Annotated in this window: 20 protein-coding genes; 6 read left to right on the plus strand and 14 right to left on the minus strand. The window is 73.8% G+C overall.

Annotated features, from left to right (window positions below; genetic code table 11):
• Window positions 1-31 precede the first annotated feature (31 nt).
• Window positions 32-1,621, plus strand: a complete 1,590-nt coding sequence (locus tag LV78_RS22380; protein WP_372494987.1) for an FAD-dependent oxidoreductase — start codon at window positions 32-34, stop codon at window positions 1,619-1,621.
• A gap of 43 nt (window positions 1,622-1,664) precedes the next feature.
• Here LV78_RS22380 and LV78_RS22385 read toward each other — a convergent pair whose 3' ends face one another.
• Window positions 1,665-2,681 (minus strand): G1 family glutamic endopeptidase, encoded by a 1,017-nt coding sequence (locus tag LV78_RS22385; RefSeq protein ID WP_253847562.1) that lies wholly within the window; start codon window positions 2,679-2,681, stop codon window positions 1,665-1,667.
• Window positions 2,682-2,915: 234 nt separating this feature from the next.
• Between LV78_RS22385 and LV78_RS22390 the strand changes: the two genes are divergently transcribed.
• The 3 genes from LV78_RS22390 to surE all read left to right on the plus strand — a co-directional run bounded on the left by LV78_RS22390 (window position 2,916) and on the right by surE (window position 6,073).
• A complete protein-coding gene (locus LV78_RS22390) occupies window positions 2,916-4,286 on the plus strand; it encodes a BNR repeat-containing protein (protein ID WP_253847563.1) in 1,371 nt (456 codons plus the stop codon).
• 144 nt (window positions 4,287-4,430) lie between these two features.
• A complete protein-coding gene (locus LV78_RS22395) occupies window positions 4,431-5,345 on the plus strand; it encodes a PfkB family carbohydrate kinase (RefSeq protein WP_253847564.1) in 915 nt (304 codons plus the stop codon).
• A complete protein-coding gene (gene surE / locus LV78_RS22400) occupies window positions 5,342-6,073 on the plus strand; it encodes a 5'/3'-nucleotidase SurE (RefSeq protein ID WP_253847565.1) in 732 nt (243 codons plus the stop codon). The genes LV78_RS22395 and surE overlap by 4 nt, the downstream gene beginning before the upstream one ends.
• Here surE and LV78_RS22405 read toward each other — a convergent pair.
• The 5 genes from LV78_RS22405 to LV78_RS22425 form a co-directional block, all read right to left on the minus strand.
• Window positions 6,063-6,860 (minus strand): GPI inositol-deacylase, encoded by a 798-nt coding sequence (locus tag LV78_RS22405; RefSeq protein ID WP_253847566.1) that lies wholly within the window; start codon window positions 6,858-6,860, stop codon window positions 6,063-6,065. The genes surE and LV78_RS22405 overlap by 11 nt on opposite strands.
• The gene (locus LV78_RS22410) at window positions 6,857-10,621 is read right to left on the minus strand and encodes a caspase family protein (protein WP_253847567.1); all 3,765 of its coding nucleotides are present in this window, start codon (window positions 10,619-10,621) and stop codon (window positions 6,857-6,859) included. The genes LV78_RS22405 and LV78_RS22410 overlap by 4 nt, the downstream gene beginning before the upstream one ends.
• Window positions 10,622-10,711: 90 nt before the next feature.
• Window positions 10,712-11,632, minus strand: coding sequence for an SDR family NAD(P)-dependent oxidoreductase (locus tag LV78_RS22415; RefSeq protein WP_253847568.1), 921 nt, complete (start codon window positions 11,630-11,632; stop codon window positions 10,712-10,714).
• A 160-nt stretch (window positions 11,633-11,792) separates the two neighbouring features.
• Window positions 11,793-12,188: a hypothetical protein gene (locus LV78_RS22420; RefSeq protein WP_253847569.1), complete on the minus strand. Its 396-nt coding sequence runs from the start codon at window positions 12,186-12,188 to the stop codon at window positions 11,793-11,795.
• Between the two features lie 63 nt (window positions 12,189-12,251).
• Window positions 12,252-13,175, minus strand: a complete 924-nt coding sequence (locus LV78_RS22425) for a LysR family transcriptional regulator (protein ID WP_253847570.1) — start codon at window positions 13,173-13,175, stop codon at window positions 12,252-12,254.
• An 89-nt stretch (window positions 13,176-13,264) separates the two neighbouring features.
• Between LV78_RS22425 and LV78_RS22430 the strand changes: the two genes are divergently transcribed.
• Together LV78_RS22430 and LV78_RS22435 are read left to right on the plus strand one after the other, a co-directional pair.
• Complete coding sequence (locus LV78_RS22430; RefSeq protein ID WP_253847571.1) at window positions 13,265-14,101, plus strand: alpha/beta fold hydrolase; 837 nt, start codon at window positions 13,265-13,267, stop codon at window positions 14,099-14,101.
• 32 nt (window positions 14,102-14,133) lie between these two features.
• Window positions 14,134-15,540 carry an MFS transporter gene (locus tag LV78_RS22435; RefSeq protein WP_253847572.1) on the plus strand — a complete coding sequence of 469 codons (1,407 nt, stop codon included), beginning with the start codon at window positions 14,134-14,136 and terminating at the stop codon, window positions 15,538-15,540.
• 6 nt (window positions 15,541-15,546) lie between these two features.
• On the opposite strand, the gene LV78_RS22440 is transcribed toward LV78_RS22435, so the two are convergent.
• The 8 genes from LV78_RS22440 to LV78_RS22475 form a co-directional block, all read right to left on the minus strand.
• Window positions 15,547-17,139 carry a Na+/H+ antiporter gene (locus tag LV78_RS22440; protein WP_253847573.1) on the minus strand — a complete coding sequence of 531 codons (1,593 nt, stop codon included), beginning with the start codon at window positions 17,137-17,139 and terminating at the stop codon, window positions 15,547-15,549.
• Between the two features lie 288 nt (window positions 17,140-17,427).
• On the minus strand, window positions 17,428-18,222 hold the full coding sequence (locus LV78_RS41710) for a transglycosylase SLT domain-containing protein (protein ID WP_308208742.1): 795 nt from the start codon (window positions 18,220-18,222) through the stop codon (window positions 17,428-17,430).
• 525 nt (window positions 18,223-18,747) lie between these two features.
• Window positions 18,748-19,410: a response regulator transcription factor gene (locus tag LV78_RS22450; protein WP_253847574.1), complete on the minus strand. Its 663-nt coding sequence runs from the start codon at window positions 19,408-19,410 to the stop codon at window positions 18,748-18,750.
• A complete protein-coding gene (locus LV78_RS22455; RefSeq protein WP_253847575.1) occupies window positions 19,395-20,942 on the minus strand; it encodes a sensor histidine kinase in 1,548 nt (515 codons plus the stop codon). The genes LV78_RS22450 and LV78_RS22455 overlap by 16 nt, the downstream gene beginning before the upstream one ends.
• Window positions 20,943-20,977: 35 nt before the next feature.
• Window positions 20,978-21,373, minus strand: a complete 396-nt coding sequence (locus LV78_RS22460) for a hypothetical protein (protein WP_253847576.1) — start codon at window positions 21,371-21,373, stop codon at window positions 20,978-20,980.
• Between the two features lie 79 nt (window positions 21,374-21,452).
• The gene (locus LV78_RS22465; RefSeq protein ID WP_253847577.1) at window positions 21,453-22,604 is read right to left on the minus strand and encodes a glycerate kinase family protein; all 1,152 of its coding nucleotides are present in this window, start codon (window positions 22,602-22,604) and stop codon (window positions 21,453-21,455) included.
• 18 nt (window positions 22,605-22,622) lie between these two features.
• A complete protein-coding gene (locus LV78_RS22470; protein WP_253847578.1) occupies window positions 22,623-24,083 on the minus strand; it encodes an SLC13 family permease in 1,461 nt (486 codons plus the stop codon).
• A 43-nt stretch (window positions 24,084-24,126) separates the two neighbouring features.
• The coding region (locus tag LV78_RS22475) for a hypothetical protein (protein ID WP_253847579.1) at window positions 24,127-24,370 on the minus strand (244 nt) is incomplete at its 5' end.

Below are 24,370 nucleotides of genomic sequence, written 5' to 3' on the forward strand. Positions count from 1 at the left end.
GACCGGTGATCGCGGTGCCACGATCACCGGCATGGTCGTCAGCACCCCGAGGTCCTCCGTCTCGCCGTCACCCGAGCACGCCCCGTCACTGCCCGGTCGCGACCGGGAGGCGGTCCGGCTGCCCGCCCGGCCCGGTCGGCCGCGCGCCGAGGGCGACGGGCCGAAGGTCGCCGTCGTCGGCGGCGGCATCGCGGGCGTCGCGGCGGCGGTCGCCCTGGCCGAGCGGGGCGCGCGGGTGGTGCTGCACGAGGCGCGCGACGACCTCGGCGGCAGGCTGCGCGGCTGGGAGAGCGGCAACGGCGAGGTGATGACCAGGGGGTTCCACGCGTTCTTCCGCCAGTACTACAACCTGCGCGCCCTGCTGCGCCGCGTCGACCCCGGCCTGGGCAGGCTGCGCCCGGTCGCCGACTACCCGCTGGTGCACGCCAACGGCACCCGCGAGAGCTTCGAGGGCCTGCCGCTGACCCCGCCGTGGAACGTCGCCGGGTTCGTGCTGCGCAGCCCCGCGTTCGGCCTGCGCGACCTGGTCAGGATGAACGGCGCCGCCGCGTCCGCGCTGTTCGACGTGAGCGTGCCCGGCACGTACGCCGACCTGGACGGGGTCGACGCGGACACCTTCCTGCGCCGCATCGGCTTCCCGGACGCGGCCAGGCACCTGGCGTTCGAGGTGTTCTCGCGCAGCTTCTTCGCGCACCCGTCGCGGCTGTCGGCGGCCGAGCTGGTGACGATGTTCCACATCTACTTCCTCGGCTCCAGCGAGGGCCTGCTGTTCGACGTGCCGGACGCGCCGTACCCGGAGACCCTGTGGGAGCCGCTGCGGCGCCACCTGGAGGCGCTCGGTGCCGAGGTGCGCACCGGCAGCGCGGTGGAGCGGGTGGACCGGACCGGGTCGGGCCACCGGGTCGTGGCGGGCGGGGCGGCGGACGAGGTCGACGCCGTGGTGCTGGCGGCGGACGTGCCCGGCCTGCGCTCGCTGGTCGGCGCGTCTCCGGAGCTGGCCGACGCGGCCTGGCGCACGAAGGTCGGCTCGCTGCGCACGGCCCCGCCGTTCCTGGTGTCCCGCTACTGGCTCGACCGCCCGGCCCGCGTGGACCGGCCGCCGTTCCTGGGCACCAGCGGGTTCCGGCTGCTGGACAACATCAGCGTGCTGGACCTGTTCGAGGAGCCCGCGCGGGCGTGGCGGGAGCGGACCGGCGGGTCCGTGGTGGAGCTGCACGCGTACGCCGTCGACGAGGCCGAGGTGGCGACCGAGGCCGGTCGGGCGGAGGTGGCGGCGCGGCTGCTCGCCGAGGCCGAGGGCGTGTTCCCCGAGCTGGCGGGGGCGCGGGTCGAGCACGTGGAGCACGTGGTGGGGGAGGACTGCCCGCTGTTCGCGCCGGGGACGTTCAGCGACCGGCCGACCGTGACCACCACCGACCCGACCGTCGTCGTCGCGGGCGACCTGGTGCGGGTGGACCTGCCGGTCGCGCTGATGGAGCGCGCCGCGACCAGCGGTTTCCTGGCCGCGAACGCCCTGCTCGGGCACTGGGGCGTGCAGGGGCACGACCTGTGGTCGGTCCCGAACCGGGGGCGCTCGCCGCTGCTGCGCAAGGCGGCGGCTCGGGCGCCGAAGGTGCGCTAGCGGGCGCTCGGGGGCGGGTGGGCGGACCGCTCACCCGCCCCGCTCACCCCTCCCACACCTGCCCGCTGAGCGCGCGCCTCGGCCGCCCGTACCCGCGCCAGCGCACCTCGAACCCGTCCCCGATCGGCCCGGTCTCGGCGAGCAGCTCGACCCCGTCCACCATGTCGTAGCGCGTCGCCGCGCCCGCGAACCCGGACAGCGGCAGGTCGTTCACCACCACGTCCAGGAAGTCCACCGACCCGAAGTCGGTCAGCATCCCCGTGACGCCCCGGAACATCGGCGCCTCCACGATCACCTCCGCGCTGCCCAGCGGAGGCGGCGGCGTGCCCGGCGGGTAGCTGTGCCGCTGCTGGTAGAGCCACCCGGCGGTCCGGCACTCCACGGTGATCGCGAACGTCCCGCCGAACAGGTGCGCCACCCCGGCCCGCAGCTCGTCGCCCGCGCGCACCGGGTGCGGGATCGGGGTCGCGCCGACGCCGCCGGTCTCCAGCTCCCACCACAGCTGGTACTCGCGGTCGCCGCCCAGGTCGTTCACGTCCACCCCGACCTGCGCCAGGTGCCCAGCGCCGGGGTGCGCGCCGTCCAGGCCCACCCACACCGCGCACTGCGTGTAGTAGTCGCCGACGCCGGGCCGCGAGTGCGGGTGCGGCACGGTCCAGGTCGCGCTGACGGACCGGAACGTGCCCGGCGCGCCCCTGAGCACGTACCCGGCCCAGTTCGCGGACGACCCGACCCCGGTCCCCGGCAGCGCGAGCTCCCCTGGAGGGGGCGGTGGTGGCGGCGGGACGGCCACCGGTCCACCCGGCGGCACGGCCGGGTCGTCGGCCCACCCCTCCGGCCCGGCCTGGAGCGGCGGGTGCGCGGGCAGCTCGCCAACGGGCAGGTCAGCACCGGACAGCTCGCCGCCGGACAGCTCGCCGCCGGACAGCTCGCCGCCGGACCGGTCGCGCCCTGACAGCTCCCCTCCGGGCAGCTCACGGCCAGATCGCTCGCCGCCTGGCGGCTCGCTCCGGCGCGCCGCTCCGGTCTCGTCCTCGGCCGCCTCGAAGGGCGTGGGCATCGGGGCTCCTCCCGGCCTCGCGGTGTCCCGGCCCGGCACCGCTCAGGGCACCGCGCGGGGCGCCGCCGACCGGTGTGCGGCGGTGATCGGCAACTCTAGCGGCGCGCGCCCGCTTCCACCGGATGGCCGCACCCGACTGCCCCCCGAGCACCCCGGATGCGGCCGGACGGCCCGTACCCGATCCGCCCGCGTGGCGGCAGGATGGTGAAGTTGGCCTAGGACAAGGAAGTCCCGATGGGAAAACGCTTTCACGCTCCACTGACCCTCGCGCCGGCAGTCCCCGCCGCCCCCGGCGTCGCGCTGCTGTCGGACACCGAGCTGGACCCCACCGCCCTGTACTCGGTGACCTACGACGGGCTGGTCAACAACAACTCGTTCCAGCAGGACGCGATCCTCACCGCGCACGGCCACCAGTACGCGGCCTGGTACACCGCCTCGCGCGAGGCCGTCGTCGCCCGCCGCGCGCTCGGCGGCCCGTGGCGCGCCGCCGTCCTGCCGCACCGGCTCACCGCCGACGACTCGCACAACGTGATCTCGCTGGGCGTCTCGCGCGCGACCGGCGCGCTGCACGTGGCCATGGACTGCCACAACACCCGCCTGCACCACACCGAGTCCGTGCCCGGCCTGACCGCCAGACCGGGCAACTACGAGTGGTCCGCGGGGCTGTTCGGCCCGGTCCGCCGCACCCTCGGCGGCCTCGATCTGGGCCCGATGACCTACCCGGCGTTCCTGACCGCCCCGGACGGCGCGCTCCAGTTCTCCTACCGCACCGGCTGCTCCGGCGACGGCGTGCAGGAGCTGGCCGAGCTGCGCGACGGCCGGTGGCGGGCGCTGGGCGCGTGGACGTCCGCGACCGGCGAGTACACCGCCCCGAACGGCGTGGTCTCCGGCAGTCGCAACATGTACCCGCACGGCCTGACCTACGACCTGCGCGGCAGGCTGCACGTGGCGTTCACCTGGCGCGAGGGCGTCATCGGCGTCGCGGGCGCGCCCGGCGGCCTGGCCAACCACGACACCGGTTACGCCTACAGCGACGACCGGGGCCGCACGTGGCGCAGCACCGGGGGAGCGGTCATCGGCACGACCGGCGGCGCGCCGGTGGGCGTCGGCTCGCCGGGCGCGCTGGTCGACCTGGTCGGGCCGGACCGGGGGCTGATGAACCAGGAGTCGCAGGCGGTCGACTCGTCGGGCGCGCCGCACGTGGTGATCAGCTACGTGCCGGAGCGGTTCGCCGGGTGCGTCGAGGACTACCCGAGGCGGCGCGCCCAGCACGGGCGGGTGTTCCACCTGGCGCTGCGCGGCGGGGCGTGGGTCAAGCGGGAGGTGCCGGTCGTGCCGGGGCACACCCAGCGCACCAAGCTCGTGCTGGACCGGGCGGACAACGCGTACCTGCTGATGCCGCGCGGCCGGATCGCGTCCGCGTCGGCGGCGAGCGGCTGGTCGGACTGGGCGCAGGTGCACGACGGGCTGCCCGGCGCGTTCGGCGAGGTGTGCGCGGACGTCGGGCGGGTGCGGTCGGAGGGGGTGCTCTCGGTGCTGTACCAGCGGGTCTCGGCGCGCTCGGCGCCGTCGCCGATCCGGGTCGCGGACTTCCGGCTCGGCTGACCCCCGATCCCGCGCGCCCTCACCCCCCCGGCCCCCCGGAACCCTGAGCGCTCGCTGAAGGTCCGGCCCACCCGCTCGCGGCCGTACCGGATCTTTGGGAAAATCGCGCGTGTAGTACGTCCGTTTCGGGGTAAACCGCCCGATGTGACGGAACTCGTGGCGGTGTTCGCGCCCTCTCCCCAGTTGACGGTGACCGTGGAAGACCTGGACGGCGCCCCGGACATCCACCTGCACGCGGGCGGGCAGGGCGTGTGGCAGTCCAGGATGATCACCTCGCTGGGCGCGGAGGTCGTGCTGGTCGCGGCGCTCGGCGGGGAGACCGGCGAGGTGCTGCGGCACCTGGTGGGCGTGGAGCTGAAGGTGCTGGACGTGACCGCGCGCAACGGCGCGTACGTGCACGACCGGCGGGAGGGCGAGCGGGAGTCGCTGGTCGAGATGCCCGCCGACCACCTCTCGCGGCACGAGCTGGACGACCTGTACGAGCTGGCGCTGGTGGAGTGCCTGCGCGCCAAGGTGGCGGTGCTCAGCGGGCCGAACGACGACGTGGTGCCGGACGAGGTCTACCGCAGGCTCACCGCCGACCTGCGCGGTCAGGGGCGGGACGTGGTGGTCGACCTGTCCGGCGGCAGGCTCGCCGCCGCGCTGGAGGGCGGGCCGACCGTGGTCAAGGTCAGCCACGACGAGCTCGTCGAGGACGGCCGGGCGAAGTCGGACGCGGAGGAGGACCTGGTGGCGGCGATGCGGGACATCGCCGAGTGCGGCGCGCGCGCCGTGGTCGTGTCGCGCGCGGCCGAGCCCACGCTGGCGCTGATCGGCTCGAAGCTGTGGCGGGTCTCCGCCCCCGGTCTGTCCACTGTGGACACCAAGGGCGGCGGCGACTCGATGACCGCGGGCCTGGCCGCCGGGTTGGCGCTCGGGATCGACCTGGAGGAGGCTTTGAGGCTGGGCGCGGCGGCCGGTTCGCTGAACGTCACCAGGCACGGTCTGGGCACCGGCGGTGGCGAGGCGGTGCAGGAGCTCGCCGCGCGGGTGGACCTGCGAGCCGTGGAGGGCGAATGAGGGCACTGGTCACCAACGACGACGGCATCGACTCGCCGGGGTTGCTGGCGCTGGCGCGGGGTGCGCGCGACCACGGGTGGGAGGTGGTGGTCGCCGCGCCGGAGCGCGAGGCCAGCGGCACCAGCGCGGGCCTGACGGCGGCGGGTGACCACCGCAGCATCCACGTGGAGCGCCGCGAGCTCGACGGCTTCGAGGCCTACGCGGTCGCGGGGCACCCCGGCCTGATCGCGCTGGTGGCGTCGCGGGGCGCGTTCGGCGAGGTGCCGGACGTGGTGCTGTCCGGGGTCAACCGGGGCGCCAACACCGGTCGGGCGGTGCTGCACTCCGGGACGGTCGGCGCGGTGCTGACGGCGTCGGTGAACGACCTGCGCGGCATGGCGGTGTCGCTGGACGTGCCGCTCGAAGGCGAGGTCGAGTACCTGTGGGACTCGGCGGTGACGGTGGCGCGGGGGCTGTTCGACGTGCTGGCGGGGCTGCCGGAGGGTGCGGTGCTGAACGTGAACGCGCCGAACGTGCCCGAGCCGGGCGAGCCGGTGCGGGCGACGCTGGCGGAGTTCGGGTCGGTGCAGACGCGGGTGAAGCGGGCGGACGAGGGGATGATCGACGTGAACTCGGTGCTCGTGCCGGGGGACCTGCCCGCGGGCAGCGACGCGGCCCTGCTGGTGGCCGGTAGGGCCACGGTGACGCCGCTGCGGTCGGTGGGGGAGGACACGGAGCTCAACTGGTGAGCAGGGCGCGGACCTCGCGGGTGGCGAGGTAACCGGTGGCGGTGTGGAAGTCCCAGTTCCCCACCGTCACCGGGATGTCCTGCTCGACGCCGGTGAAGTGCGGGGTGAGGCCGGTGCGGGGGAGGGCGACCAGGTCGCCGACGTCGGCGACGTTGATCCAGCGGTTGACCCTGGGGGGTTTGGCGTTGGTGCCGGGGCGCAGGCGCGGGGCGACGACACCGGGCATGGCCAGAGGGCTGCCGAGGGTGATGAGGAGTTCGACGTCGTGGTCGGGGTGGGCCCAGAGGGTCTCGTAGGCGACCACGGAGCCGAGCGAGTGGGCGATGACCACGTCGGGGCGGTGGGCTGCGAGGGAATCGGCGATGGCTTGGCGGGTTTTCGCGCGGCGCGAGGAGTCCGGGGACGACAGGTAGGTGTGGACCTCGCGGCAGAAGGCGATGGCGAACAGGCGGGCGGCTTTGCCGAAGCGGCGGGTGATCCAGTCGGCTGCTTGGCGGGCGCGGATGGTGCGGGGGCCTTGGGAGGTTGAGACGGGGGCGAGGGCGTCGACCCAGTCGACGAGGAGGAGTTGCTCCTCCGGGGTGAGGGCTGCTGGGTCGTCCAAGGGGCCTTGAGCAGTGCCTCGGTGCAGGTGGTGGGCGTAGTAGCCGATGGCCAGATCGATGTCGGGGAGGGCCAAGGCGGTGGACCAGGTTCGCGCGAGAGCCTTGGCGGCTGCTTCCGAGGACCCCTCGGCGCGGAGGAGGCCGTAGTTGCCGATTCCGTGGACGCCTTGGACCTTGGTCATGACTTGCTCCCGTGGTGCTCGAAGACCAGCAGTTCGCCGCCCGCGCCGATGAGCAGGGTGCGGCCGTCGTGCATGGTGTCGATCTGCCAGATCGGGGCGCCCACGGAGAACTCGCCCAGCAGGGCGCGGGCTTCGAGGTCCCACCAGCGGACCAGACCCGTGTCGCATCCGCTGAACGCTATGGACCTGCCCTCCAGGGTTGCGCAGCGCACCGCGCGGGCGCTCTCGTGCGCACCGATCTCGATCTTCACGTTCTGGAAGTCGTTCGAGTGCCGGATCACCAGGTGTCCTGCGACGATCGCCAACTCGACCAGCCAACCGTCCACCAAGCCGTGGTCTACCCCCTCTGGACGGAACCGAGCGGCGAACCAGCCGGCGCTGTTCAGCCGCTCCCCTGAGTCGCGGTGCATGGAAAAAGTCCTGGAACCCGTTTTTGCTATCAGTAGGTCAGTGTCGCCGGCTTTTTCTACCGAGAGCTTCGTTGCTGTGGCCGGGAGGTGTCCCAGTTTTATCTCCTGCCAGTTTTTGGTGGATACCTCGACAAGTTGCAGGTCCGCTCTCGCCAGGATAACCTTTTCGTTGAATAGGGTGAAAGCGGAAACTGAAGACGCGAGTGTTCGGGGAGGCAGGGGGAGTGCCTGCATCCTGTCTTGCATGTGGTCGTAGCAGTGTATTCCGCCTGCACTGTCCAGTCCGATGACCTGAGCAGCCCTTGCGCTTCCCGTCAACCTGGTGATCGGTTTATTCGACAGTGGGAACCAGCCTGAGGGCAGAGTGCGCACGGAGCCGTCGGCGCGACCGGTAAGCACCCTATTTGAACCGTTGGCGATGGCCAGTGCAGTCGTCGGTAGATCCGTGCGGGTGTGGATGGTGCGCCACTCTGCGTTCTGCTCGTTCAGTTCCAACATGGTGAAACCTGCGTCGAACGCGGCGACAACGTGAGAACCCTGCTTTTTTACGACTACTGGACCGGTGAGCTTATGGGGTGGTTCAGGTAATTCTTTTCCTGAAGTGAAGAGTGTGCCGTCGGAAGTCGTCGAAAATGCGATTGGGTTTCTTTTTGATACCCCCATAGTCCATGTTCTGCTGCGGTGTTTGAGTCTTTTTTGAATGCGTGATCTTCTGCTCGTGAAGTGGTAGGAGATGATCTCTCCGATTTCGCTGACGCAGAAGTAGGTGTTCGGTTCGGACTGGACGGCGGCGGCGATGGCATGCTTGCCCGGTGAAGCCACGCGTGCGCCGTCCTCCCGCCATGCGCCTTCCGCGCTGAACACGACGGCCTCGTTCCTCTCCGACAGCAGGACCAAGTCGCCCACGACCCCTGTGAAGACCTTGTCCATGACCACCCAGTCATCCCCGAGTATCCAAGTGATCAAGCTGGTGTCGCTCAGCGCCGCAGCTTTTGTGCCGTCCTCGGACATCGCGATGGAGAAGAAGCGCCAAGGAACGGTCTTCTTCGGCTTGGAACCTCCGGCGGCCCAGCGCGGCTGCCAGATCAGCGGTTGCCTGCCTGCCATGTTCGCCGCCCGTCGTGCCAGGACGTGGTCCCCGGCTCGGGTCGCTTCCAGCGCCAGCGCCTCGGGGGTTTTGATGCCGGTGTAACGGCTGAACGTGCTCGTGATGGACGCTGCCGCGTCTGAGTTCCCCGCCGCTTCCGTCAGCGCTTCCAGCGCTCCTGGGTGCAGCAGCAGTCCAGGGTCGGAGCTGAGCTCTTCCAGGCGATCCGCTGCTTCGGCGTGCGAGGCGACGTGTCGGAACAGGTACGGCTCGGCCGCGTTCCAGTCCCGATTGTCCTGCTGTCCCAAGGGGTGCAGCAGCGCGTCCAACACCTGGTGCTCGGCGTTCGGCGTTCGTCCGGCGAGTGTTTCGGCCAATCCCTGGTGGAACAGCCGGTAGAGGTTGCTGTGGTCGGGATCCATGCTCTGCCGCAGGTAGAAGCGGATCACCTCGAGCATCGAGCGGATCTGGCCCGGAGTGCGGTTCTGCTGCTTCGGGACGAGTCCCGACGTCACCCTGGCCAGCACCGACACCGGCATCCCGGACCCCTTGGCGTGGGCGAGCGCCGTGAGCATGGCGTTCAGCCAGATGCCGTTCCCCGCCAGCTCCAGGTCCAGTTCCAGCACGCCCTGCAGCTCGGCGGGCGCCCTGCTGCCCAGTCGCTTCGCCACTTCAGGATCTTTGAGCGGCACCTCGGCGTACGCGCTCAGGAAGTGCCTCGTGTACAGCCCCGCCACCAGGAACGGCCCCCACGCGCTGTCGGCAAAAGCCAGCGTCTCGGCGACCGCGTGCGCGAACTCCCCGGTCACGCTGGGCAGCCTGCGGTACTCGACCACCGTGCGCATCAGGTTCGACACGTAGTTGTAGAGGTCGTCCTCCAGCACGCCCCGGTCCACGTCGTCCAGGTTCACGACCACGGCTAGGTCCAGCAGCGACCGGTACTCCGGGTAGTCGCGCACGCCCACCAGAAGCCGCACCCGAGCCCCTGCGGCCGCCAGCGGCAGCAGCAGCTCGGTCATCAGCGTCACCGGGTTGTCCGCCTCGTCCAAGGCGTCCACCACGATCACCGCCTGCCGTTGACGCAGTTCAGCCACCAGATTCCCGACGGTGATCGCTTCCGGCAGACCCAGCTGCCTGGCCAGCGACGTCGTCACCGCCGCCAACCCTCGTTGCCGCGCGTGCACGGCTGCCAACCCGGCGACCGGCGTCGGCGCTTGGACGATGTTGTTCCACACCGCCTGGGTCCGCTCCCGCAACTGCGGGTGCGCCGCGCACACCAGCACCCCGAGCAGCGCCGACTTGCCCGATCCCGGACTCCCCGTCACCACCCGCAGCACCGCGTCCCCGACCCCGTTCACCCACGGCGACAGCTCCCGCAGCTCCTTGCCCCGCCCGGTGAAGCACCCTGCGAGGTCGTGCTCGACGCTGGTCAACCGCCCGGTTCCGGTGGCCCGCTCCAGGAAGTGCCGTGCGTCCAAGCCCTCGTCCAGGTCGTCCAGGAACGGCAGCACTCCGGGGTCCACGCTCGCCCGCAGCGCAGGCCGAGGCGACGGGTCGTGATCCCGGTTGGGGAAGAACGGCGGGTAGTCCCCCTCGCTGATGTCCACCACCGTCGCCTTGACCTGCTGGGGGAGTGCGTCGTCCGCGTCCGCCAGCCGGTTCACCTCCTGGCGGATCGCCCGCGCCACCGACGGCAGGGGCACGTGCGGGCTGCTGCGGTCCACGTCCAGCTCGCCCTCGTGCAGCCCGCGCAGCACCGCCACCACGGCCTCGGTGAACCGGCCGTCGTACGCCGCCTGCCCGCCAGGGCACGCCGCGATCACCCACGACCTCGGCGCGTTCTCAAGTTCGCCCTGCCACTGCAACCTGGTCGCTGTTCCCGCCGAGCACAGATCCAGCAGGAACAGCACCCGCGGCCGTTCCGGCGCGTTCTGCTGCATGGTCAACCAGTGCGCCACGCTCGTGCTCGCGTGCGGTTTCCCATCGCTGCCCAGCGCGAACACCGTGGCGTTCCCATCAGCCTGGTGGCCGTGCGACAGCACGTGCACCAGCATCAGGTCGTCGGCGGCGGCCCGAGCCACCGCCTCGGCGATCGCCGCACCGAGTTCGGCGCTGGTCATCCGGTCAGCGCACTGGGCTTCCACGGTGTAACCCAGCGCGTGAAGGGCTTTTTCCAGGTCCCACACCCTGGCCGGTGCGAAGTCCAGTCGCTCGTGGTCGTCGAACTCCGTCACGCCGACGATCAGCGCACGCCGCACAGCCACCCGGCCTTCTCCCCAGTTGGTCCACACCCCGCTCAAGGGGTGTTCACCAGGATGGCGGTAATGCGATCGACGGTCAGCGCACTATTGCGGTTATCGGGTCAACCGCTCCACCTCGTCCCACAACGAGCCCGGCCGCTGCGACCGCTCGTACGTCGACCGCAGGTAGTGCAGCGGCCGGACCTCCCGGTCGTGCCACAGCAACCCCGTGCTCCACCCCGGCTCCTTCGCCGCCGCCAGCCACACGATCGTGTCCGCCCCGCGCTCCGGCGACCGCAACAACGGCCTGGTCACCGCGTGGAACCTCGGCAGCGACGTCGCCACCCCGCCCGTGTTCGCCCAACCGGGGTGCGTCGAGTGCACCGCCACCCCGTCCAACCGCTGCGACCACAACCGCGCCAGCACCACCTGCATCCGCTTGGTGCGCGCGTACCCCGTGGTCGGCCGGTACTCCCCGCGCCCGTACTGCAGGTCGTCCACCACCAGCGGCTGCGCGTACATCCCGCCCGACGCCACCCAGATCACCCGCGCGCCCACCGGCAACCGGTCGCGCAGCAGGGACGTCAGCAGGTGCGGGCCGAGCACGTGGGTGGCCAGCATCACCTCGTTGCCCTCCGCCGTCTCGGTCCGGACCGGCGGCATCACGCCCGCGTTGTGCACCAGCACGTCCACCCGGCCCAGGCCCGCCGCGAGGTCGCGCACCTCGGCCAGCAGGCTCACGTCGCACCGGTCCACGGTCACGTCGGCCCCCGGCACGGCCCGCCTGACCAGCTCGCGCGCCCGCCCGCCGTCACCGCGCACCACCAGCCGCAGCGACGCCCCCAACCGCGCCAGCCCCAGCGCGGCGGCGAAGCCGAGCCCGGCCTTGGCGCCGGTCACCACGACGACCTTGCCCGCCAGCGCCCCGGCGGGCGCGTCCGCGGGCCACCACGCCCGCCGGACCGCGCACCCCACGCGGGTGTAGCCCAGCAGCGAGCGGTCCAGCGCGGTGTCGACGAACCTCTGCCACGACATGCCACGGATCATCCCGCCCCGCGCGCCCGCGCGCTCGACCGGGGAAAAGGAGAACCCCACCGGGAGCGGGAGCTCTACCAGCGGGGTTCGGGGAACAAGCGCCGGGCGGAAGGGCCCGGAAGATGATCGAGGGGGCACGTGAGCGCCCCCTGCGGTGTCGTCAGGCCGCCAGGCCCTGACGGCCTCGGACGCGGGCGATGCGGGTCAGCGCCGTCACCTCGTCGTCGACGCCCAGCGCCACCCGGCGGCGCAGGCGGGACTCCACGAACTCGCCCAGCGGGGTGTCCGGGGCCTTGGCGAACGCCTTCCGGTGCAGCGCCAGCACGTTCTGGCCGACCCGGTCGGCGCGGTCGGCGTCCACGGGGCCGAGGGCGCCGCGCAGCACCTGGTCCGCGCTGTGCCTGCCCGCCCGGTGCAGGGCGCTCTTGCGGCGCTGGACGCCGCGCCGCGACGCCTTGTCGTTCTGGCCGTAGGCGTTCCGGCGGTCCTTGGCGTAGCTCAGCCGCTTCTTCTCCTGCGGCGTGCGCCTCGGCGGCCTGTTCGTCTTCTGAACCATCACACCTCCTGTGTCGATGGCGCCGAAACGTAGTCGGGACCACCACGCGGAGTACACCGAATTTCACCGGCGCCGCTCCACCTCCGCCAACCGCGCCGCCACGCCGGGACAGCGCTCGCGCACCACCGCCAGGAACGCGGCCAGCACGGGGGAGTCGTCCCCGGCGCGGAACGACAGCACCAGCTCCGGCAGCTCCACCACCGGCTCCACCGCGCAGAACCACACCCCCGCCCGCTCCGCCACCCGCATCCGCGCCGGGCCCAGCCCCACCCCGACGCCGCACGCCGCCATGCCGATGATCGTGTGCACGTCCCGCGCCCGCACCGCCCCGGCCAGCGCCTCCTCGCCGAGCAGCCCGCGCAACCACGCGCCCACCGCGGGCTCCTCCGACCCCGGCGACACGATCAACCGCTGACGCCGCAACTGCTCCAGCCCGACCGACGCCTCACCGGCCCACGGGTGCCCCGCCCCCACCACGGCCACCAGCGCGTCCCGCCCCACCACCACCGACACCAGGTCCTCGACCCCGCGCCCCCTCGGCCGCCCCAGCCCGAACACCACGTCCAGCTCGCCGTCGACCAGCTCGGCCACGCCCCGCGCGCTCGCCGTCTCCCGCAGCTCCAGCCGCACGTCCGCGTGCCGCCGCCCGAACGGCCCCAGCACCCCCGGCAGCGGCTCCAGCAGCGCCGACGCCACGAACCCCAGGCGCAACCGGCCCGTCTCGCCCCGGTCCGCCCGCCCCGCGTCCACCGCCGCGGCCCCCATCTCCGCCAGCGCCCGCCCGGCCCGCGCCAGGAACGCCTCGCCCGCCGCCGTCGGGAACACCCCGCGCGCCGTGCGGTCGAACAAACGCGCGCCGACCTCCCCCTCCAGCCGGGCGATCTGGCGCGACAGCGGCGGTTGCGCGATGCCCAGCGCCTCCGCCGCGCGACCGAAGTGCTGGTGCTCCGCCAGCGCCAGCGCGTACCTCAGGTGCCTCGCCTCCACGCACAACCCCCGATACTCCTCGGGTATCACCGGACACCGGTTCAGACATGGCGCGGCACCGGGGCATTCCCGGCTGGTGGGCTGGGCCCGTGACCGAACCGACCACCTTCGTCCTCGTCCACGGCGCCTGGCACGGCGCGGCCCACTGGGGCCCGACCCGCCGCGCGCTCGCCCGCCTCGGCGCGCACAGCACCGCCGTCGACCTGCCCGGCCACGGCCTCGGCGCGCCGCTGCCCTCCGGGTACCTGCTGCCGGGGCAGCCCGGTCTGACCACCGAACCCTCGGGTGTCGCAGGGTTCTCCGCCGCCGACTCGGCCGACGCGGTGCTCGACGCGCTGGCCGCCGCGCGCCGCCACGGCCGGGTCGTGCTCGTCGCGCACAGCGCGGGCGGCGGACCGGCCTCGCTCGCCGTCGAGCGCGCCCCCGCGCTGGTGGACCGCGTCGTCTACCTCACCGCGTTCGTCCCCGCCCGCCCCCGCTTCACCGACTACACCTCGACGCCGGAGAACGCCGCCGCGCTCTCCGGGGCGCTGCGCGTCGCCGACCCCGACGAGGTCGGCGCGTTCCGCATCAACCCGCTGTCCACCAACAAGTCCTATGTGGACACGTTGCGCGAGGCCTTCTACGGCGAGCTGGACGAGCGCGAGTTCGACACCTGGCGGCTCGCCCTGACCCCGGACGAGCAGCTCGCCTCCCTGGGCGCCCCCGTGCCGGTCACCGCGCGGCGGTGGGGGAGCGTGCCCAGGGCGTTCCTGCGCTGCGCCGACGACCGCGCCCTCACCGCCGCCGCGCAGGACCTGATGATCCGCGAGGCCGACGAGGCGTTCCCCGAGCACCCGTTCGCCGTGCGCACCCTGCCCGGCGGGCACAGCCCGTTCGCCACCCGCCCCGAGGAGCTGGCCCGCCACCTGGTGGACCTGGCGTGAGCAGCGGACCTGATGTGAGCGGCGGACCTGGCGTGAGCGGCGGAACCGGTCCGAGCGGCGGACCTGGCCTGAGCGGCGGAACCGGTTCGAACCGCGCGCCCGGCGCGGACCGGGAGCGGTGGCGCCGGGCGCTGCTGCTGCCGATCGTCCTGTCGGCCACGTTCGCCCAGCTGCTCAACGTCACCCTCGTCCAGGTCGCCGCGCCCGCCCTGCGCGCCGACCTGGGCGCGGTTCCGGGCGCCGCGCACCTGGTGCTGGCCGCGTTCACCCTCGGCCACGCCTGCCCGCTCATCGCCTCGGCCAGGCTCGGCGACCGGGTCGGCCACCGCGCGCTGTTCGCCCTCGGCGCCGCCCTGTTCGCGCTGGCCACGGCGGCCTGCGCGCTCGCGCCGTCGGCGGGCGCGCTGGTGGTGGCCCGGCTCCTGCAGGGCGCGGGCAGCGGAATCGCCGCGCCGCAGGTGTTCTCGCTCATCCGCACCGCCCTGCCCGCCCACCGGCACGGCCGCGCGCTGGCCGCGTTCGGCGCGGTGATGGGCGCGGCGTCGGCGATCGGCCCGGTGCTGGGCGGCGCGCTGCTGGCCGCCGACCCGCTCGGCCTCGGCTGGCGCGCCCTGTTCCTGGCGCAGCTCCCGGTCGCGCTCGCCGCCCTCGCGGGCTCGGCCCTGCTGCCGCGAACCGGCGGAACCGCCGCGCCGCAACGGGTCGACGCGCTCGGCGCCGCGCTGGTCGCCGCGTGTTGCGCCGCGCTCGTGCTGCCGCTCGCGCTCGGCCCGGACGCCGGGTGGCCGCCCTGGGCGCTGCTCTCGCTCGGCGCGGCCGTCGCGCTGGGCGCGGCTTTCGCGCTCTCCCAACGCCTCCGCCCCGACCCGCTGGTGCACCCCGAGGCCCTGCGTCACCGCGCCACCCGGACCGGCGTGCTGGTGGTGCTGGTGTTCAACGCGGGCGTGCCCTCGCTGACCTACCTGGTGCTGCTGCACCTGCAGGAGCAGGGCCGCACCCCGCTGCAGGCCGCGCTGGTCAACACCCCGTACGCGCTCGCCGCCGTGCTCGGCAGCGCCCTCGCGCCCGCCCTGTCGGGGAACCGCCGCGCCACCCCCTCGGCCGCCGCCGCGCTGGCCCTGGTCACCGCCGCGCTCACCGCGCTCCCGCTCGGCCCCGTGCCGCTCGCGCTCGGCGGGGCCGCGTTCGGGCTGTTCACCTCGACCGTCTTCGCGCTGGTGCTCTCCCGCGCCCCGGAACCGGCGGCGGCCTCCGTCGCCGGGCTGCTGCCCACCGCCCAGCAGCTCGGCGGCACGGTCGGCGTCGCGCTCGCCGGGGCCGCCCACACCGCCGGGGGCTTCCCGGCGGCGATGGCCTACGAAGCGCTGGTGTTCGCGCTCGCGGCGGCGGGTGCGTCCCGGCTCGGCGTGAGAAAACCCGCCACACCCGTCACCCGCTGAAGGACCTCACTCCAGCTCCTCCTCCAGCGCCGCCGACAACCGCACCTCCTCCACGTCCAACCGGGTCTGCATCCGCAGCAGCACCAGGTCGTCCACCAACCGCTCGTCGCGCAACCGCACCACCGCCGCCCGCTTGTGCTCCAGCAGCGCCAGGTGCAGCGCCGCGTAGTCGTCGCCCAGCAGCGGGTTCTCCACCGGCGCCCCGTCCACCCCCATGTCCCGCAACGACTCCAGCCGCCGCCGGATCTCCCCGCGCACCCGCTCCACCACGTCCCCCGGCGCGGCCAACCCCCGCGCCGCCTCGTCCAGCGCCGCGAGCCCGGCCTCGCAGGCGGTGCGCTCCGCCAGCAGCAGCTCGGCGGGCCGCGCCTCGTCCTCGCCCAGCCTCGCCCACCGCAGCACCAGCGGCAGGGTGAGGCCCTGGCCGAGCGTGGTCGCCACGATCACCCCGAACGTCACCACCACCAGCAGCTCCCGCTCCGGGAACGCCCCGCCGTCCTGCGCGGTCAGCGGCACGGCCAGCGCCGCCGCCAGCGACACCCCGCCCCGGAAACCCGCCCACGCCACCGGGAGCCGCTCCCGGAACCCCATCCGCCTCGCCCGCTGCGCCTCCCGCCGGTCGACCAGCCGCACCAGGTACGGCACGGTGTTGAAGAACAGCAGCCGCACCCCGATCACGGTCGCCGACACCAGCACGACCGCCAGCAGCGCCCGCCAGGTGTGCGCGTCCGCGACCGCGTCCCGCAGTTGCAGGCCCACCAGCACGAACAGCGCCCCGTTGAGCAGGAACGCCCCCAGCTGCCAGAAACCGCGCGACTGCAACCGGGTCCTGGCCGAGAACCAGCGCGGACCGGTCTGGCTCACCAGCAGCCCGCACACCACGGTCGCCAGCACGCCCGACGCGTGGATCTCCTCCGCCAGCAGGAAGGCGGTGAACGGGGTGAGCACGCTGATCCCGGCCTCCGGCAGCGGTTCCACCACCACCTTGCGCAGCCAGGTCACCAGCAGCCCGACCAGCAGTCCCACCACGACGCCACCCGCGTAGGACAGCCCGAAGTCGCCCAGCGCGGACGGCCAGGAGAACTCCTCCCGACCGGTGGCCACCGCGACCGCGATCGCGAACAGCACCAGCGCGGTGCCGTCGTTGACCAGGCTCTCGGCGCGCAGCAGGGTCAGCTGCCGGTGCGGCATCCGGCCCGCGACCGCGCCGACGGCGGTGGCGTCGGTGGGCGCGACGACCGCGCCGAGCACGAACGCCACCGGCCAGCTCAGGCCCAGCGCGTGCCCGACCGCCGCGACCGACGCGGCGGTCACCAGCACCAGCACCACCGAGCTGAGCGCGATGCTGCGCAGGTTCGCCCTGATCTCGCGCAGCGAGGTGTTGAGCGCCTCCCAGTGCAGCAGCGCGGGCAGGAACAGCAGCAGCACCACCTCGGGCGGCAGCCTGATCGGGTCCAGCCAGGGGATCAGCGCGGCCAGCGCCCCGCCGACCAGTAGCACGATCGGCGGCGACAGGCGCAGGCGGCGGGCGAGCAGGTGCAGCGCGACCACGGCCGCGCCGACGGACACGAGCACGATCAGCGCGTGCGAGTCGCCCATGGGGTCTTGCCTCCCGTCTCGGTGGACGGGAGGGAGTCGCCCGCGAGCGGGCGGTTCAAACCGGGCCGGTCCGGGGTACCCCTGCCGGGAGCGGCTGCGGGACGTCGCCGTTGCGGGTGCCCACGGCGCCCGTCACGGCCTCGACGCACGTTTGTGGACAAGCGGGTGCCGCGAGGGCCCTGCGGGGCGCTCACGGCCCGCTCAGCGCCGCCCGCTCGCCGCGACGCGCGCACGCGTCCGCCCCTCCACCGCCCCCGCTCGGGGTCGGAAGAGGGGCGGGGTCGCGGATCAGTAGCCCTGGTACCCGGTTCCGGCGTTGATGCCGATCAGGCCGGGGTGGTTGTGGAAGCCGCCGTAGCGGGCGTACACGTACCGGACACCGGCGATGATGTTGTCCACCGGGCGGTAGATGTCGTCGTAGCCCGCGAGCTTGTACGCCTGGAACGTCGGGTCGATGACCTGCATCAGGCCCTTCGACGGGGTGCCGCGCACCGCGTTCGAGTCCCAGTTGTTGATGGCGTTGACGTTGCCGCCGGACTCCTTCTGGATCACCGTCCAGATGGCGCCCACGCTGCTGTTGTCGATCGAGGTGCCGTTGGCCTGGAGGACCTTGATGGCCTCCTTGATCCAGGCCTCGACCTCGCGCTGCTTGGCGGGCTTGCGCGCCTCGGCCTCGCGCTCCTTGCGCTCCTGCTCGGCCTTGACCCGCGCGGCGTAGTCGTTCGCCGCCGCGTCGCTGATCTGGTTGACGGCCATGGCCGCGGTCATCTGCTCCTGCTGGAGCAGCCGCGAGGCCTCGCCGCCGACGTCGACCGAGTGGACGGTCTGGATCTCGGCGATGGTCTGCGCCGTCGGCGAGACCGCCGGGGCGTCCGGGTCGCCGAACCCGCCGAAGTTCATGGCGCCCGCGCTGGGGCTGAAGGTGCCGCCGGTGACCGCGTAGGCGGCTGCGCCGCCCGCTCCGGTGACCACGCCGACCGCCATCGCGACGGCGGACACCCGGTGGGCCAGCGGGGCCTTGTCGGACTCGGCGCGGTGCGCTCCGGGAACGACGCCGGGGGCGGTGACGACCACTGGGAACACCAGCGTGGTCGGTTCCCCCTGGGGTCTCCTGTGCCGAGCCAAAGAACTGCCTCCCGCGTTGAGCTTCGCACGTGACCGAACCGTGATCTGCGGCCGGAAACGTAACCGGGAGTACTACGAATGGGCAAGGTTCCCTCCGAAATCGGTGACTTGTGTCACGTTTGGTGGGAACCGATGCAACTGTGTGTTGATTACCCCTCATCCGATCGCGGGAAGTGTCCTGATCAGGGTGAACGCGGTCCGGAGGGTCCTCCGGATCGGCGGGGCATCCCCCAACCGATCCCCGAACCCCCGATGTGATTCCACCGTGGGTGGACGGGGTTGCGGGGGCGGTGCGGGGACGGTTGCGGGTCGGGTGCGGGGCGCCCCCGAGGCACTCCCGAAGCGCCGCCGGGGCGTCGCCCGGACCGCGCCCGGACCGTCTCGATTGGCGCACGGCGTCACCCCGATGCCACCGGGCGGCGCGCAGGTCGCCCCGCGCGCCGCACCAAGAACGAATACGCGCGCACGCGTGCGCGCGTGAGGTCACGCGTCGAACGAGTAGCCCATCCCCCGAGCCGTCCTGATCCGCCCGGCCCCGATCTTGCGCCGCAGCGCCCGCACGTACACGTCCACGATGTTCGAACCGGGGTCGAAGTCGTAGCCCCACACGTGCGACAGGATCTGCTCCCGCGACAGCACCCGCCGGTGGTGCCGCAGCAGCAGCTCCAGCAGCGCGAACTCGCGCGCCGTCAGGTCCACCGCCACCCCGTCCACGTCCACCCGCCGCGTCCGCAGGTCCAGCGCCAGCCCACCGGCCCGCAGCACCGTCCGCTCGACCACCGCCTCCGGCGAGCGCAACCGCAGCCGCACCCGCGCCAGCAGCTCCTCGAACCGGAACGGCTTGGTCATGTAGTCGTCCGCGCCGCCCTCCAGCCCGGCCACGGTCGCCCGCACCGAGTCCTGCGCGGTCAGGATGATCACCGGCGTCGCGCACCCGCGCTCCCGCAACCGCGCCAGCACCGCGAACCCGTCCAGCACCGGCAGCCCGATGTCCAGCAGCACCAGGTCGAACCCGCCGCTGAGCGCGTACCCGAGCGCGGCCTCGCCGTCGCCCACCACGGTCGTGGCGAACCCGTTCGCGGTCAGCCCCTTGCGCACGAACGAGGCGATCCGCTCCTCGTCCTCGGCGATCAGGATTCGCGCCACGACCCACCTCCCCGAGTCCCGCCGACCGGCAGCCGCACCGTCGTCCCCCCGCCCTCCGGAACCCGCAGCGGCACCTCCACCGCGAACCGCGCCCCCGCGCCCGGCGCGGACGTGAGCCGCACGAACCCGCCGTGCGCCTCGGCGATGGCCCGCACGATCGCCAGCCCCAGCCCGGCGCCCGCCCGGTGCCCCGGCGCGCCGCCCGTCGACCCCCGGCTGAACCGCTCGAAGATCGCCGCCGCGTCCTCCGGCCGCACGCCGGGACCCCGGTCGGCCACCCAGAACGACACCGAGCCGCCACCGGGCGCGGGCCGCACCAGCGACCCGATCAGCACCTCCGAGCCCTCCGGGCTGTGCTGCACCGCGTTCTGCGCCAGCTGCACCACGGCCTGGGTGACCCGCTGCTCGTCCAGCAGCGCCACGCCCTCCCCGATCGACTCCAGCCGCCACCGCCGGTCCCCGATGGCCCGCACCTTCGCGTACACGTCACCGGTCAGCTCGGCCACCTCCACCGGTCGCGCGTCGATGAAGTCCGGCTGCTCGGCCTTGGCCAGCAGCAGCAGGTCGTTCACCATCCGGTTCATCCGGTCCAGCTCGTCCAGGCACAACCGCACCGCCTCGGCCCGCTCCACCGGGTCGTCGCCCAGCAGCTCCAGGTGGCCGGACACGATCGTGATCGGCGTGCGCAGCTCGTGGCCCGCGTCGTCCAGGAACCGCCGCTGGGTGGCGAACGCCCGCTCCAGCCGGTCCAGCATCGCGTTGAACTGCTCGGCCAGCGCGGCGACGTCGTCGCGCCCCTCCACGGTGATCCGCCGGGTCAGGTCGTGCTCGGTGATCTCGGCGGCGGCCCGGCGCACCAGCCGCACCGGGCTCAGGATCTGCCCCGCCACGAACCACGCCGACGCGCCCGCCAGCACCACCCCCAGCAGGCCGACGCCGAGCAGCACCCGCACCGTCGACGCCACCTCGGCCCGGTCCCGGTCCACCAGGTAGCCCACGACCAGCGCGCCCCGGTCGCCTGCGGTGCCCGTGGCGTCCACCCTGATCCAGCGCAGCTCACCGGCCGGGGTGACGGCCGTGCCGCTGTGGTCGGGGGAGGCCAGGATCGGGTCCAGGACCTCGGGGTGCGCGCCGAGGCGGAACGGCTCGGCGCGGTCCTGGAGCATCGGGCCGGACTGCGGGGTCCAGGCGACGATGACCTCGTCGTCGTCCATGTACTGGCGGCGCAGGTGCGCGGACAGGGCGTGCCGGACGTCGGCGAACGGCTGCCCGGTCGCCCGGTCGACGCCCTCGGCGAGCACCTGGTCCAGCTCGGCGGCCTCCTGCTCCAGCGCGGAGCGGACGTCCCGGTCGACCTCGCGCAGCAGCAGGTTGCGGGTCACCAGGGTGGTCGAGAGGGAGACCACGGCGACCAGGAGCAGCAACCAGCCCATGATCCGCACCCGCGCGGGGACGGCCCGCTTGCGGCGGGGCGCCGGTCGGGTGGCGAGGGTGGTGTCCAGGGTGAGGGTGGGTGTGTCGGAGTCGGCCATCTCAGGTCGGTCGTCCAGTCCGGTGGGGTGCGGGGTCAGTCGTCGAGGTCGTCGTCATCGTCGTCGTCATCGTCCGGCGGGACCGGGGGCGGCGGGGGGATGACCACCGGGGAGTCCGGGGGAGGGGCGGTCGGCGCGGCGCTCTGCCCGGCGCCTGGGTCGGTGCCCTGCCCGGTGCCCTGCCCGGTGCCCTGCCCGGTGCCCTGCCCGGTGCCCTGCCCGGCGCCAGGGTCGGCGCTCTGCCCGGCGCCCGGTTCGGCGCTCGGCGGCGGCGCCGCGCTCGACGTGGGCAGCAGCCCGGTGTTGTCCCGCAGCTTGACCTGCGTCGGAGCGGACGGCGGGGGTTCACCGGGCAGCGCCCAGGTCGCCACCGCCGCCCCGAGGGGCAGCGCCAGCGCGGCGGTCAGCAGGACGATCCGGGAGGCTCGCACCCGCCCACCCTCTCCGGCCGGGGCGAAGCCCGCATGAGAGCGGGATGAAGAAATCTTCATCTTCCTGCTCCCGCGCCGCTCACCCGGTCGGCGCGAGCCGCGCGCCCACCAGCAGCAGCCGCAGCACCCGCTCGGCCGCGTCGGCCAGGAACTCGCCGCCGCGCAGGATCGCCTCGTCCAGCGACACCGGGCGCGGCAGGATCGCCTGGAACGCGTCGATGCCCGCCGCGTAGGCCGCGTCCGCGCGCGGGCCGATCGTGCCCGCCAGCGCGATCACCGGCTTGCCGTGCGCCTTGGCCCGGCGCGCCACCTCGGCTGGCACCTTGCCGTGCGGGGTCTGGGCGTCGATCGCGCCCTCCGCCGTGATCACCAGGTCGGCGGCGGCCAGCCGGGCGTCCAGGTCGACGTGGTCCAGCAGCACGTCGAACCGGGGCAGCAGCGGCGCGCCCAGCACCGCGTTCAGCCCGGCCCCGAGCCCGCCGGACGCGCCGGAGCCGGGCAGCAGCGCCACGTCCGCGCCCAGGTCGCGGCGCAGCACGTCGGCCCAGTTGTCGAGCGCGTGCGCCAGCACCTCCACCTGCTCGGGCGACGCGCCCTTCTGCGGCCCGAACACCCTGGCCACGCCGCGCGGTCCGCACAGCACGTTGTGCGGGTTCACCGCCAGCCGGGTCGTGGTCGCGGCGAGCCGGGGGGCGAGCCCGGAGACGTCCACCGAGCGCGCGTGCGCCAGCGCCACCGCGCCCGGCGCGACCTCGCGGCCGTGCCGGTCCAGGACGCGCACGCCCAGCGCCTGGAGCGCGCCCGCGCCGCCGTCCGAGGTGCCGGAGTCGCCGCAGCCCACCAGCACCGAGTCGCAGCCCGAGTCCAGCGCGGCCGAGATCAGCTCGCCGACGCCCCGGCTGGTGGTCAGGCCGGGGTCGCGGCGGTGCGGGGGCACCAGCCGCAGGCCCGCGGCGGCGGCCATCTCCACGACGGCGGTGCGGCCGTCGCCGAGCACCGCGAAGTGCGAGTGCACCGGCAGCCCGACCGGGCCGGTGACGGTGGTGTCGACCAGGTGCCCGCCGGTGGCGCTCGCGAGCGCGGCGGCCGAGCCCTCGCCGCCGTCGACCAGGGGCACCCGGTCCACGTCCGCGTCGGGCACGACCCGGCGCACGCCGGTGGCGATGGCGTCGGCGGCGGCTTCCGCGCCGAGGCTCTCCTTGAAACCGCTGGGTGCTACGACGATCCGCATTTCTGGTGCTCCTTGGGGTTAGCGGGAGAGGGGGAGGCCGGTCGCGGGCCACACGAGCAGCGCGAACGCGCTGACGACGGCGACGTGCAGCGGGGCCAGCGCGGCGGTCAGGCGCAGCAGGTCGCGCGCCGAGTAGGTGGGGACGCCCTCGACGTCGGCGAACAGCGCGACCGGCTTCGCCGAGGAGGTCAGGGTGTGGCAGAACCCGGCGGCGGCGGTCGAGGCGAACACGGCCAGCGCGGGGTTCACCCCGGCGGCCAGCGCCAGCGGGATCACCACCGGGACCAGCACCGACGAGCGGGCCGAGCGGGACTGGACGGCCAGGTGCGCGGCGGTGCTGACCAGCACGACGGCGATCAGGAAGTGCTCGGGGGAGGCGTGCTTGAGCGGCGCGAGGGCGTGGTCGGCCAGCCACTGGGCGGCGCCGGTGGTGACCAGGGCGTCGCCGAGCGCGGCGGTCGCGGCGGTGAACAGCAGCAGCGACCAGGGGACGGTCTTGAGGGCGGCGCCGGGGGAGACGCGGTGCTCGCCGTGCGGGGGGACGGTGATGACCAGGGCGCCGAGGAGGCCGACGAGCGCGGGCGGGGTGCCGTGGAGGGGCTCGGTGCACCAGAGGAGCAGGACGGCGGCCGTGGTGGCGGCGGCGTGCTTCTCGGGGGCGGTCCAGGCCTTCGGCGGGGTGGGGAGGTCGAGGCTCAGGCGGGTCCTGCGGTCCTGGCGGCGGGTGAACAGCAGCAGGGTCAGCTCGGCGGCCAGGTGGCAGGAGAGGACCGCGAGGGGGAGCCCGAGCAGCAGCCAGTGCAGGAACCCGATGCCGCCGCCGGTGGCGTCGGCGAGGAGCTGGTCGGCGATGAGGTGCGCGCCCGCGCCGATCAGGGTGGACACGGCGGAGAGCAGCACGACGGTCGGGAACAGCAGGGAGAGCGCGTGGGCCAGGCGCGGGGGCACGGCCTTCGCCAGCGAGGTGAACACCGGCAGCGCGAGCGCGGCCCGGCCCGAGGTGGACGGGACGGCGAGGGAGGAGCCGATGAGCGCCAGGGTGGTGAGGTGCGCGAGCTGGCGCGGGGTGCGGGCCCGGTTGAGCAGCGCGGCGGTGAACCGCTCGACCAGGCCCGACCGGGTGAGCCCGGCGGCGAGCACGAACGCGGCGATCAGCAGCCAGACCAGGTCGGCGCCGAGCGTGGCGAACACCTCGTCGGCCTCGACGACGCCGGAGGCGGCGAGGAGCGAGACGGCGACGAGCGCGATCCAGGTGTCGTCGACCTTGGTGAACACCCAGGCCCCGACCGCACCGGTGAACACCGCGAGCACGACCGCGCCGCGCCAGTGCAACCCGTCCGCCGGGAGGGCGGCGGCGAGCACCCCGAGGGCGGCGAGCGCGAGGGCGAGGTGGGCGCGCGGGCGCTTGCGCGGCGGTTCGGGGCGGGCGAGTGGGACGGTCGCCTGCTCGGGGCGGGTCGTGTAGGTGAAGGTGTCCACGGGGAACAGCCTGCGAGCTGTGGCTGAGCGGCAGGTGAACCGTTCATGAGGGCGTTTTCATCTGACGGGTGGGGGTCTTCGGCACGACGGGGAGGCGACCGAAGGTCTCGGCGGGCAGGCAGTCCATCCGCCCGTCGACCATGCCGCTCCAGGCGAGCCAGCGCCAGGCTTCTTCGGTGCAGCTGATGATTTCGTTGGTGGTGGAGCGGTAGACGGCGAATTCGCCGTCGGGCATGTGGGCGAAGGTGAGGCCGGTTTGTTCTCCGGTGGTGGCGTTCCAGATGCGT

Source organism: Actinosynnema pretiosum, assembly GCF_024171695.1.
Taxonomy (GTDB): Bacteria; Actinomycetota; Actinomycetes; order Mycobacteriales; family Pseudonocardiaceae; genus Actinosynnema; species Actinosynnema pretiosum.

Coding starts and splice junctions, on each gene's coding strand:
- LV78_RS22385 (WP_253847562.1), bottom strand. CDS start 2,681: ATGCCCACGCCCTTCGAGGCGGCCGAGGACGAGACCGGAGCGGCGCGC.
- surE (WP_253847565.1), top strand. CDS start 5,342: ATGAGGGCACTGGTCACCAACGACGACGGCATCGACTCGCCGGGGTTG.
- LV78_RS22455 (WP_253847575.1), bottom strand. CDS start 20,942: ATGGCCGACTCCGACACACCCACCCTCACCCTGGACACCACCCTCGCC.
- LV78_RS22405 (WP_253847566.1), bottom strand. CDS start 6,860: ATGACCAAGGTCCAAGGCGTCCACGGAATCGGCAACTACGGCCTCCTC.
- LV78_RS22390 (WP_253847563.1), top strand. CDS start 2,916: ATGGGAAAACGCTTTCACGCTCCACTGACCCTCGCGCCGGCAGTCCCC.
- LV78_RS22465 (WP_253847577.1), bottom strand. CDS start 22,604: ATGCGGATCGTCGTAGCACCCAGCGGTTTCAAGGAGAGCCTCGGCGCG.
- LV78_RS22420 (WP_253847569.1), bottom strand. CDS start 12,188: ATGGTTCAGAAGACGAACAGGCCGCCGAGGCGCACGCCGCAGGAGAAG.
- LV78_RS22440 (WP_253847573.1), bottom strand. CDS start 17,139: ATGGGCGACTCGCACGCGCTGATCGTGCTCGTGTCCGTCGGCGCGGCC.
- LV78_RS22380 (WP_372494987.1), top strand. CDS start 32: ATGGTCGTCAGCACCCCGAGGTCCTCCGTCTCGCCGTCACCCGAGCAC.
- LV78_RS22415 (WP_253847568.1), bottom strand. CDS start 11,632: ATGTCGTGGCAGAGGTTCGTCGACACCGCGCTGGACCGCTCGCTGCTG.